Raw genomic sequence first — 12,376 nt, forward strand, 5'->3', positions numbered from 1 at the left:
AAAACTTGATACTAATTAGAATATATGAAAAAACTTGCACAGTTTTCTGTCAATTATCCAGTTACGGTAGCCATGATTATTTTGGGTATTGTATTGCTCGGGTTTATATCATTTTCTCGTTTAGGTACCGATTTATTTCCGGATTTAAATAACCCACGCATCGTGGTGGAGGTTCAGTCGGGTGAACGCCCCCCAGAGGAAATAGAAAAGCAATTTGTGGAACCCATGGAGGGAACCATTATTCGTCAACGAGGCGTGGTTAACGTGGGCTCGTTAAGTAAGGTGGGCTCAGCGCAAATAACCGTTGAGTACAATTGGGATCAGGATATGGATGAGGCTTTCCTGGATTTACAAAAGGCACTCACTACTTATAGTCAAAACGAAGATGTAGAAGAGTTAAATATCTATCGTAACGACCCCAATGCTTCTCCAGTTATGTTGGCGGCAGTTTCCAACGAAAATATTACCGATATGGATGAGCTGCGAAAGGTAGCTCAAAACTATATTCGTAACGAGTTAATTAGAGTAGATGGTATTGCTGATGTTCGTTTATCGGGTGACGAAAGTAAGGAGATTCTCATCGAGACAAATCCTTATTTATTGGAGTCGCATAATATTACTTCATCTACTATAGTTTCTAAAATTGAGAGTTTTAATCGCAATGTTTCTGGAGGCTCAATAGAGGAAGCAGGACAAAAATATATTATCAAAGGAGTCAGTATATATCAATCGCCAGAGGATTTAGGTAGACTAGTGGTAGGCCGAACCTTGGAGCAAGATGAAAAAGGACAAACTAAAGAAGTTCCTTTGCTATTGAGCGATGTGGCCAATATCTCTTATAAAAATCAAGACCCTGTAAATATTGTTCGATTAAACGGACAAAGGTGTATTGGATTGTCTATTTATAAAGAAACCAAATACAATACGGTAGCTGCCATTGAAGCACTTAACGAAGGATTCGATCAAATAAAAAAAGGACTGCCTGGATACGAGATTACGGTCATTAAAAATCAGGGTAAGTTTATCGATGATGCTATTAGCGAAGTTGAGGATAGTGCTTTGATTGGTATATTGTTCGCAGTATTGGTTTTATTCTTATTCTTGCGCAGAATTGGAACTACTCTTGTGGTAAGTGCTGCTATTCCTATTTCTATTATTGCCACTTTTAACTTGATGTATTTTAATGGGCTTACGCTCAATATAATGACTTTAGGAGGTTTGGCGTTGGGAGCAGGTATGCTGGTGGATAATGCCATAATTGTGGTAGAAAACATTTTTAGCATGCTAGAAAAGGGCAAGCCGCTCCGCGAGGCTGCCGTTGAAGGAACGGCAAAAGTAGGAGGAGCACTAGTGGCATCTACATTAACTACGATTGTTGTGTTCTTACCAATTGTTTATTTACATGGAGCATCTGGTGAATTATTTAAAGATCAAGCCTGGACGGTGGCGTTTTCTTTGCTTTCATCGCTATTTGTAGCCATCTTAATCATACCCATATTAAGTGTTTTGTTACTGGGTAAGCGACCCGAAAAATCTATCCGAAAAGAGAAAACTTATCCCAGGTATACTCAGTTTTTGAGCGGGATGATTGAGAAACGTTACTTGGTTATTTTGGCCTCTGTAGTTTTAGTTGTACTAAGCTATTTTTCTGTTTCGTATGTGGGAAGCGAATTTATGCCGCAGGCTAAAACCCGCGAGTTTTCCATTGATGTTACCTTACCTGCTGGTGTTGGTTTGCAACGTACGGCTTCTACCATACATGCCATGGAAGAGATGATTAGAGAAGGACTGGAGGAGCATGTTGAACATGTATACACGCATTCAGGGCCACAATCGGATTTATCGGGAAGTGATAAAAGTGTATTTGAAGGAGAGAATACTGGGTTTATTAAAGTTACCCTTAAAGAAGATACACCGTATTCTACTGATGATTTTATTCCTGTTTTAAGCGAATTGTTTGCAGGTATTCCTGATTTAGAGTTAGAATATATTCAGGATGAAACGGCCTTGGGTGAAATATTAGGTAATGATTCAGCACCCATTGTGATTGAGGTAATTGGCGATGACTTGGACAAGTTAGATAAGTTAACTGATGAGGTATATGCCTTACTGAAGCAGGAAGAGGAATTATATAACGTAAAAAGCTCTTTTGAGGATGGCGTTCCAGAAGTGAATGTGGTGATAGACCGTTATAGAGCAGGTATTTTTGATATTAATGCAACCAGCATCATTACTCAATTACAAGAGTTTTTAATGGGGAAAGATGCGGGAAGTATAGAGAGTGAAGGAGAGCTTACCGACATAACCCTAAAAATGCCGGATTACGAATTAAAAGAATTAGAGAATTTCGTGATAGAAAATGGTCAGGAGACCTACCGTTTAGGTGAGTTAGCACAAATTACAGTAGGTTCATCGGCTAAGGAGGTCATCAGAAATAATCAAAATAGGATAGGAAGAATATCTGCTCATATGCGAGGGAATATGCCAGTCGATAAATTAGCTTTACGGATAGATGATACCATGAGTAAGATTGAATTCCCAACTGGTTACCGCTATCAAATAAAAGGAGATGAAATGATGCGTAAAGAGTCTTTCGGAAGTCTTTCTTTTGCATTGCTTTTATCTATCATTTTAGTGTACATGGTTATGGCATCGCAATTTGAATCATTAATTCATCCATTTACCATTTTATTAACTATTCCATTGGCGGGAGTTGGTGCTATTGCTGCCTTTTTAATTCTCGGTAAGTCTTTAAACATTATGGCTTATATCGGTTTGGTAATGCTGGCTGGTATTGCAGTAAACGACTCCATTATTTTGGTAGATGCCATCAATCAATTTAAGAAAGAAGGTTTATTACTGAAGGATGCTATTATTGCTGCAGCCAATACTCGGTTGCGACCAATTTTTATGACTAGTCTAACCACTATTTTAGGCTTGTTACCTATGACTATTGGATTGGGAGAAAGCGCAGCTATCCGTTCTTCAATGGCTATTGCTGTTATTGGGGGGCTGGTAACATCAACTTTATTAACATTGGTTGTAATTCCATGTGTGTATTACATTTTCGATGGTGTTTTTAAAAGAGGAGAAAAGGTAGAAGGGTAAGAAGGAGAAATGGTTTACAGGTTCAGGGGTGCAATGTTACAAAGGCTTAAAGGTACAGCATTATGCCCCAAAGGGCCTAAAGCATTAGCCCAGAGCAACGCCCTGAAAATATGACGTAAAAAATACTCGTCGCATCACTATATTGAGTGATTCGCAAACTGAATTTGCGATGAAATAAATATCAAACTAATAACAAGTGTCTTGTTACTTGATACTTGAATCTTGATACTTTGAAATAATGAACTTTATTATACATAGAAAAGTACTCATCAGCATGCTGTTTATAGCACTATCCATGTTAGGAATAGTGTCCTATAATAACCTGTCTGTGGAGTTATATCCCGATACGGAGCTACCCATGCTTTTTGTGCAGATAGTGGGCGATACAGAATCTGACCCAAAATATGTAGAGCAAGAAGCGGTCATACCCATGGAAGGTGTGGTTGGTACTCTGGAAGGTATCGAGAAAATGGAATCGCGGGTTAACCCAGGCAGAGCGACTATTATTGTTTACCTGACCAAGGATGTGGATTTTAAATATGCTTATTTAAAATTGGCGGAAAAGATAAGTGCTTCCCAAAGTCTACTGCCAGAGGATTACAGAGCCACGGTCATTAAAATGGACATGCAGCAGTTTTCCAATCAGTTTATGCAGCTGCAAGTATTGGGCGAAGGTGATGTAGATAGAGTACGGGCTATAACGGATGAGAGAATCAGCGATAAGCTTGAAAATATTGATGGTGTTGCAGGTATTGAGGTTTATGGAGGACGCGAAAAAACAGTAGAGATTACTTTAAATGAAGATAAACTGGAATCCTTAGGGTTAACCACATCTGAGGTACGCAGGAAAATACTCAATAACGAAGGTCAAAAAGCTTTTGCGGGTAGAGTGGTTAACGAAGGGCAGTATTTATTTGTTAATGTTGAAGGTGAGTATAATAAAATACAGGATTTAGAAAATGTGGTTATTTCGGCAGATGGGCCTATTTTACTGAAAGATATTGCCCAAATCGTTTTCGGAGTAAAAGAACAAACATCTTATAGCCGTGTAAATGCTAAAGAAGCGGTAACCATTCGTGTGGCACGCGAGTCTACCGTTAATCAAATTGAATTATCGGGCAGGATAAAGGATGAGGTAGAGCGCCTAAATGGCGAGCTTGGCTCTGAGGGAGTAGAAATAGCCATTACGTCCAATTCTGCCGAAACCATGGAAGAGAATATTGCTAGCATTATTGATCTAGCGCTTATTGGTAGCCTGCTGGCAGTGTTTATTTTATGGATATTCTTAAAAAACATACCATTGGTTTCTTTGGTGATGTTATCTATTCCTATTTCTGTTTTTTCTGCATTTAATATATTTTATGCCTTTGGTATTACCATCAACACCTTAACCTTAATAGGGATAGCGTTGGCAGTGGGTATGCTCATTGACAACAGTATTGTGGTGATGGAGAATATATATCGAGTCGCCTCGACAGAAAAGGATAGGGACAAGGCGGTGACTATGGGAACCAGAGAAGTATGGCGAGCTATTTTGGCAGCTACTTTAACTACTATCACGGTATTTTTACCCTTTGTATTTTCATCCAATATTTACTTTAAGTTAGTCGCCAAAAATATCAGTGTTTCTATTGTAGGTACATTAATTATTTCGCTGGCGGTGGCACTCATGTTAATTCCTATGATGACACACAGTGTGTTGTGGTATGGAAAGACCAATGTGCAAAAGCGATTAAGACGATTGCCTTTGCATAATCGCATGATTCAAGGCTATTTGGTGCTCTTGAAAAATGCACTTCGTTTACCTGCTCGAACCATCAATATGGCGGTGATAACCTTCTTTTTAACGATTGGTATTAGCTTGGTGGTGAGTTTGCAAGTGAGTAAAGAAGTGGAAACACCCGAATATATTATTGATATTGAAAGACCCTCAGGTTCTACTTTAGAAGCGACCGACGAAATGGTAAAGGAGCTAGAGGAGCGTTTGGCTAAGGTTGGCGAGCATGATAAAATCATCAGTCAGGTTTACGAAGAAAAAGCTAGCCTAATAGTTAAGCTAAAGGATGAATATAAAAAAGAGTCGGACCGTTCTCTGGGAGAAATTAAAGCTGATATTCAATCAAAATTATACGGTTATACCGATTCTGAAATAAATCTAGAGCAAGGTGGAGGAACCTCAAATGGAGGTGGTTCTGGTTTTGGCGATAATCCAGGAATGGGTTTAATGGCCATGTTTGGAATTGGACAGCAGCAAGAGAGCGTGGTTATTAAAGGAGAAGATTTTGATAAGATGTTGCTGTTGGCCGAGGACATTAAATACATACTAGAAGATAATCTGGAAGAATTAAGGTCGGTGCGAGTAAGCGCGGGTTTTCCTCGTCCTGAAATGCATTTGGAGTTCGATCCTGGTTTGATGAGTATGTATGGCGTAACGCCGCAGAATGTGCTTTCAGAGCTTTCTACATTCCGTAACGAGATACAATCAGGAGGAATGCTACGTGTTGACAATGAAGAGTACGACATTGTTATGAAGCAAGAAAATCCTTATGATGATGATGAGATTCCGCCAAAAACGTATGAGGATTTAGAAGGTTTAAATGTTATCTCTAACTCAGGCTCTTTGGTAGCTTTAAACGATTTTTCTGATATTATATATTCCACAGGTCGTGCAGAAATATTGCGCGTTAACCAGCAAAAAGAAATCACGGTAAGATATTCTTTCAATGCAGAAATAAACGATTCAAAAAACTTGTTGGAACAAGCTCGTTTAGATGTTGACGAATTAATTGCCGAGGTAAACTTACCTTCAGGAACAGCCATTGAGGTGGTGCACGAAGAAGACCAGTTTAGCGAGTTTTATTTTTTAATAGGAATGGCCTTTGTGCTTATTTTAATGATATTAGCTTCGGTATTTGAATCCTTTGTAACGCCTTTTGTGATGCTATTCTCCATTCCTTTGGCGGCAATAGGTTCATTTTTAGGGTTGATATTTACAGGGCATTCTTGGCTTAACTTAAATACGCTAATCGGCTTTTTAATCCTTTTGGGTATCGTAGTCAACAATGGAATTATTTTAATCGATTACGCCAATATTCTGCGAAAGCAAGGCATGCGGCATTCTCGCGCTTTATTGCAAGCAGGTATATCGCGCGTTCGACCTATATTAATTACAGCCGCCACTACTATCATAGCAATGTTGCCTTTGGCCATGGGTAAATCGGAATACGTAGGTAGTTTGGGTGCTCCATTTGCCATTACTGTTGTTGGTGGTTTGTTGGTCAGTACTTTATTAACATTGGTGTTTATTCCTACGTTTAGTTTTGGTTTGGAAACTTCTATTCGATGGATTAAATCATTAGATATCGTTTATAAACTCATTATATTTATTTCGTGGGTAGTGGGCATTGTCTTGATTCACTTTGTATTTAATCATTCCTTTGTTTGGATGCTGGTAGAATACTTTGCCTGTGTGGTAGGAGTACCTGCCGTGATGTTCTTTATTTTAACGAGTCTTCGTCAAGCACAAGCTGAGCTGATAAAACCTGATGAGGCGATTACCATTCAACTGCAAAATGTAGTGAAGATTTACGATAGAGATAATCGTTTTATGCGTGAGTGGAAAACGGGTAAAAAGTACGGAGCAAAAGAACAATCGGAGAAAGGAGTAAAAAGTTATCTGGAAGGAATTATCTGGCAAATACCTTTAATGGGTTTTCTGGTTTGGATGACTTGGTTCTATTTAGAAACCTCACTTTGGACTTTTATATTTCTGTTTGTGAGTTACTTTATTTATTTATCGTATATAGCACATCTGCGCCAGTGGCCTGATGCAAAAGGTAGGTTTAAAAAGATTTTTGCACACAATGGTATTTTAAATCGTATTGTGTTATGGGCTTACCCTGCCATCAGTTTAGGGTTGTTTGCACATAAATTCAATAGCATAGCATCTTCTATTGTTTGGGCTGGTTTATGGTATTTAGGTATTTATATTTCGGTAACAGGTAAAAAGCTTATTCGTGAAAATATTAATGTAGAAAGACTAAAAGGTCGTTTTTCTGGCATTCGCCGAACATGGTATATTTTAGTTCGTTCCATTCCACTTATAGGTAAACAAAAGGTGCCGTTTAAAGCTCTAAAGGGAGTTAGTTTAACCATGCAAAGTGGTATGATTGGTTTGCTGGGACCTAATGGTGCTGGTAAAACTACCATCATGCGTATCATTTGCGGAATCCTGGATCAAAGCTATGGTAAGATATTCGTGAATGGTTTAGATTCCTTAAAGTACCGTGAAGAGCTTCAGGGATTGATAGGTTATTTGCCGCAGGAGTTTGGTTCATATGAAAACATGAGTTCCTTTGAGTTTTTAGATTATATGGCATTGCTAAAAGGTTTAAGAAAAAAGGAAGTGCGCTTTGCCAGAGTGGAGTATGTGCTTAAGGCAGTGCATATGTGGGATAGAAAAGATGCGGCTATAGGTTCCTTTTCGGGAGGAATGAAACAGCGCATTGGTATTGCACAAATTATGCTTCACTTGCCGCGTATATTGGTAGTGGATGAACCAACAGCGGGACTAGACCCAAGAGAACGTATTCGTTTTCGTAACCTGTTGGTTGAGCTAAGTAGAGACCGAATTGTGATATTTTCTACACATATTATTGAGGATATTTCCAGCTCGTGTAATCAAGTGGCTGTGATGAAAAAAGGAGACCTAAAATATTGGGGTATTCCTTCTGAGCTTTCAAAAGTTACACAAGGTAAAGTATGGACTTTTGAAGTGCCCAAAGAAGAGTTTGAAACAGTGAACAAACAATTTCAAGTCGTTCATCATATTGGTACAGGAGCAACCGTACGGGTTCGTGTATTAAGCAACGATAAACCTGTAGAAGATGCAGAATCTGTTCACTCTAGTCTGGAAGATTCGTATCTATGGCTATTGAGAAATGAAGTATCGTAGTGAAAAAGGTGCAAGGGGGTATAAGGTACAAGGGTACAAAGGCACAGGGTGCAAAAAAAATAAAAGTATATCGGATTAAGTGCCTATTGTAACGCTATATCGCTAATACTGGTGTAATGTATAAAAAGTAATTAGAGCTCCTCGTTTTTAAGGACTTGCCTACCGGCAGGCAAGGGAGTATCCTGAATAATAAGGAGGAAGTGTTTTTTTAGCTCATCCAAATTGAAAATGGAATAAAGACATTAATATGAAAAATTTAGTAAACATCATAAAATATAACTTGAAGATAATTTTCGGTAATCGCTTTGTTTATTTTTTGGGAGCGTCGCTTATATTTTATCTGCTAATAACTGGTATTGCCTTGTTCTCATCCGACTTAATCAGCGTGGGCGATGTATATTATCAGCTGATTTTTCCAGGAATATTATTGATGTTTTTTCCTACCGCTTTTGGAATTCAGAACGACGAAGACGCTCGTATTTTAGAAATATTATTTGGGATACCTAACTACCGCTATAAAGTATGGTTGGTCAGGCTATGTATTATTTTTGCTATGGTATTTGTTATTGTCACCATCCTGGCCTTTTTTAATAATTACTTGTTGGTTGAACTTCCTTTTATGGAGATGGGTGCGCAGCTTATTGTAGTGCTTATTTTCTTTGGAACGCTTGGCTTCTTATTCAGTACCATGGTTAAAAATGGCAACGGAACAGCGGTAGTTATGGTTGTGATAGGACTGGCATTATGGTTTCTTCATGCCTTTATTAGTGCTTCAAAATGGAATGTGTTTTTAAACCCATTTTCTACATCCGGCAGTATGAGTGAGTCGCTATATCAAACCATGTTATTTCAAAATAGGTTAATTATTATTTCGGTTTCGGTAGTGGCCATTTTATGGGGATTAATAAATTTGCAACGCAGAGAGAGGTTTATTAAGTAATATTGTAAATCAAATAAACCTATTTATGAAAGAATTTGCATTATTGGTATTTGTAGTGATTCTTAAAACATCTGCTTACTCGCAGTTGTTTAACAAAACTACTTATGTAAAAGCAGAAATTATTTCTTTATCAGATACCATTAAGTGTTATGTTATGCAAAAGGATTATTATAAAGGTAATATAAAATACAAGTTTGGAGTTGAGGATAAAAAGGTAGAAAGAATACATGAAAGTGTAGTTTTATCAATAGATATGGGTGAAATTTTTTTTAACAGGATTTATGTTAGGAATACTCCTTATTTAATGAAATGTATTTGTAAAGGAAAAATCTCCATATACGAACACCTAATTTATAATTATAATTACAATTCATTAACAGTAACAGGAGGAGGTCTTGGAGGTGGGCCATCTAAAATAGAAACAAAGTATCTAGTAAAGCAAAGTAAAACCTTTGAAATTAAACGAAGAAAGATTAATGATATACTAAATGAGTTAATGGCCGATGATAAAGAATTAGTAGAAAATGTTAAAAACTTTGATAGAAAGGATATTATCTGGGATTTTAAACTTAAGCAATTAGTAAATCGATATAATAGAAATGCTAGGTATAACGATATACAATAAAGGTTTAAGTTACAATGAAACAGTTGAATAAAAGAAAAAAGATATCGATAATACCAGGCTATTGGGTAGCTTCCTTATTTTTACAACTCTTTTATTAGCTTTTTTGCTCTGCTTTTAAAACCTCCCGTACCAAGGCTTAGTTGATCTTGTAAGATAATCTTTAATTCAGGTTTAAGTTCTGGGTATTCCTCTGAAATATTAAAAGCCAGTTGCATAGCATGTACTTTAATGGCCACAGGAGTTTGTGGGGAAATGATAAGATCGAAACATCTATTGATAAAATTACCATCTACTCTGTTGGTGATATCATGAAAGGATAACAGTTTTCCTGTAATTCTAAGTATACTGCCTGTAGAACTCTGGCTAAACATCGCCATCATATCATCTATGTACGGAGGTATTAGTGCATGATTTTCTTGATATACATGATCCAGAATCCAGGCAGCCTTCCAGTGTTTATGTTGTTTCATTTCAGCCATTAGCTGAATGAGTACGGTTATATGTTCAGGGTTTTTAGCAATGTAATCGCCTAAAAATAAAGCGCTATGCTTCGAGTTACATTCCTCAACTTTTATTACAATTTCTTCGTTGGTCATTTCTTGTCATTACGCCATTAATTGACTTTTAAGTCTTGCAGCAAATATATCCAAAAATCATTTAGTAATTTTCTTTTTCATTAATGACAATCTATAGTTACTGTTTCAGCAATTGTGTTATTTTTGTTAGCAATACAAATTTTGGAAGAACTACAGTGAAGAAATTATTATATACCTATAGGCCTATTATGGTGTTTGTAATGCTATGTTTTGCGTTACAAGTGGATGCTCAAAAGCTATCTACTCAATCTAAAAAGGCAGCAGGACTCTACGAAAAAGCCTTAAGCTATTATAGAGCTCGTAAAGTTGAGTCGGCTAAAGCTCCTTTGCAACAAGCCATCAAAAAAGACCCTAATTTTATAGAAGCGCATTTATTGATGTCGGAGTTGTATTTTGAGCAAAAAAAATATGAGAATCAGATTGAATACTTGGAGAATGTGATAGAGATCGACTCTACTTACTCTGTGTTTAGCTACTATAATTTAGGTGTTGCCAGTTACGAAATAAAAAACTTTGATCAAGCAATTATCTATTTTCAAAAGTACTATCATAAAACAAAAAATAGCAAAAAGAAAAAGGAAGTAGATGATTGGTTAAAGCGTATAGAGCTCGCCGAAACGGCTGAGGAAAAGCCTGTTTCTATTCATGCAAAAAATCTGGGACCTAATGTAAATAGTAAGTACAACGAGTATTGGCCAAGTATTACTGCCGATGAGCAGATATTGGTTTATACTGTTTTGGTCGATAGAGATTCTGCGGTAAGCAAACACCCGTATAAAATGGCTATATCTAATTTGTATCACGAAGATTTTTTTAGGTCGGTTAAAGATGAAACGGGGGAGTGGAGCAAAAGAGAGCAGTTGAAGCCGCCTTTAAATAGCGGAAGTAATGAAGGAGCTCAAGCCTTATCGATGGATGGTAATTGGATGTTTTTTACGGCCTGTGGTCGTTCGGACAGCAAAGGGTCTTGCGACTTATATTTTAGTTATCGAACTGAGTATGGCTGGAGTGAGCCGAAGAATTTAGGTGCGCCTGTAAATACGCCCTATTGGGAATCGCAACCTTCGTTTTCGTCTGATGGACGTACTTTGTATTTTATCAGTAGCCGACCAGGAGGTGAGGGAGGAAACGATATTTGGCATGCTACTTTGTTAAGTATTAAGCCAGACGGAACACCATTTTTTGGGAGGCCTGTAAATCTTGGGCCTATGGTCAATACGCATCATAACGAAGTTTCCCCGTTTATTCATCCTGATAACAGTACCTTATATTTTGCTTCGGAAGGGTGGCCAGGTATGGGAAAAGCCGATTTGTTTATGTCGCGTATGAAAGCTGGCGAGTTTGTATCGGAGCCCGTTAACCTAGGAGTACCTATTAATACAGAAGGCGATGAAGTAGGTTTGGTGGTTACGGCTAGTGGAAAAACGGCTTATTTCGCTTCGGAGGGAACAGGAGATTCCTATGGTGGACGCGATTTATATAGCTTTGATATGCCCAAAGATATTCAGCCTTTGCCCGTATCATATATTAAAGGTCGTGTTTTTGATAGTAAAACCAGAGAACGTTTAAGTGCTTCGTTTGAACTGAGAGATATTTTCAGTGGTAAACTGGCGGCGCAAGCCATGTCAACCGACTTTTCGGGAGAGTTTTTGGTTTGCTTGCCAGTGGATGGTTCTTATGCTTTAAGTGTTTCTAAAAAAGGTTATTTGTTTTATTCCGACCATTTCGAAATGGATTCGAGTGCGTCTGTTAATGACCCTATGGTGTTGGATATATACCTAAAACGTATTCAAGTAGGCGAGCAGATTGTATTGAATAATATATTCTTTGAAACGGATTCTTACGAGCTGAAAAATGAATCTGAAATTGAATTAGCCAAGGTGTTAGTCTTCTTGAATGAGAATGAACAAACGAAAATTCAGGTGCTCGGTTATACGGATAATGTGGGTTCAGCAGAATATAATCAGCGATTAAGTAAACAGCGTGCTCAGCAGGTGTATCAGTATTTAATTAACAAAGGCATTGATGTTTCTAGGTTATCCTATAAAGGAGAAGGTATGAATAATCCTGTAGCGACCAATGACACGGAGGAGGGGAGAGCTAAAAATAGAAGAACGGAGATGAAAATTGTAGAATAGCGATAATCAGACTTA

Annotated in this window: 6 protein-coding genes; 5 read left to right on the forward strand and 1 reads right to left on the reverse strand. The window is 37.6% G+C overall.

Annotated elements, in window-relative coordinates:
* Positions 1 to 24: 24 nt before the first annotated feature.
* The 4 genes from A8L32_RS03455 (at position 25) to A8L32_RS03470 (ending at position 9,627) form a co-directional block, all read left to right on the forward strand.
* A complete protein-coding gene (locus A8L32_RS03455; protein ID WP_066627838.1) occupies positions 25 to 3,108 on the forward strand; it encodes an efflux RND transporter permease subunit in 3,084 nt (1,027 codons plus the stop codon).
* A gap of 238 nt (positions 3,109 to 3,346) precedes the next feature.
* On the forward strand, positions 3,347 to 8,062 hold the full coding sequence (locus tag A8L32_RS03460; RefSeq protein WP_066627841.1) for an efflux RND transporter permease subunit: 4,716 nt from the start codon (positions 3,347 to 3,349) through the stop codon (positions 8,060 to 8,062).
* Positions 8,063 to 8,309: 247 nt separating this feature from the next.
* Complete coding sequence (locus A8L32_RS03465) at positions 8,310 to 9,002, forward strand: hypothetical protein (protein ID WP_083631160.1); 693 nt, start codon at positions 8,310 to 8,312, stop codon at positions 9,000 to 9,002.
* A 25-nt stretch (positions 9,003 to 9,027) separates the two neighbouring features.
* Entirely contained in the window at positions 9,028 to 9,627 is a 600-nt protein-coding gene (locus A8L32_RS03470; RefSeq protein ID WP_066627847.1) for a hypothetical protein, read from the forward strand.
* Between the two features lie 80 nt (positions 9,628 to 9,707).
* On the opposite strand, the gene A8L32_RS03475 is transcribed toward A8L32_RS03470, so the two are convergent.
* Positions 9,708 to 10,223 (reverse strand): hypothetical protein, encoded by a 516-nt coding sequence (locus tag A8L32_RS03475; RefSeq protein ID WP_066627850.1) that lies wholly within the window; start codon positions 10,221 to 10,223, stop codon positions 9,708 to 9,710.
* 155 nt (positions 10,224 to 10,378) lie between these two features.
* Between A8L32_RS03475 and A8L32_RS03480 the strand changes: the two genes are divergently transcribed.
* Positions 10,379 to 12,361 (forward strand): OmpA family protein, encoded by a 1,983-nt coding sequence (locus A8L32_RS03480; RefSeq protein ID WP_158027192.1) that lies wholly within the window; start codon positions 10,379 to 10,381, stop codon positions 12,359 to 12,361.
* The last annotated feature ends 15 nt before the right edge of the window (positions 12,362 to 12,376 follow it).

Source organism: Labilibacter marinus, from assembly GCF_001659685.2.
GTDB classification, from domain to species: domain Bacteria; phylum Bacteroidota; class Bacteroidia; order Bacteroidales; family Marinilabiliaceae; genus Saccharicrinis; species Saccharicrinis marinus.

Bases quoted from the DNA above. Each gene is read 5' to 3' on its own strand.
- A8L32_RS03470 (WP_066627847.1), top strand. From the start codon at position 9,028: ATGAAAGAATTTGCATTATTGGTATTTGTAGTGATTCTTAAAACATCT.
- A8L32_RS03475 (WP_066627850.1), bottom strand. From the start codon at position 10,223: ATGACCAACGAAGAAATTGTAATAAAAGTTGAGGAATGTAACTCGAAG.
- A8L32_RS03465 (WP_083631160.1), top strand. From the start codon at position 8,310: ATGAAAAATTTAGTAAACATCATAAAATATAACTTGAAGATAATTTTC.
- A8L32_RS03455 (WP_066627838.1), top strand. From the start codon at position 25: ATGAAAAAACTTGCACAGTTTTCTGTCAATTATCCAGTTACGGTAGCC.
- A8L32_RS03460 (WP_066627841.1), top strand. From the start codon at position 3,347: ATGAACTTTATTATACATAGAAAAGTACTCATCAGCATGCTGTTTATA.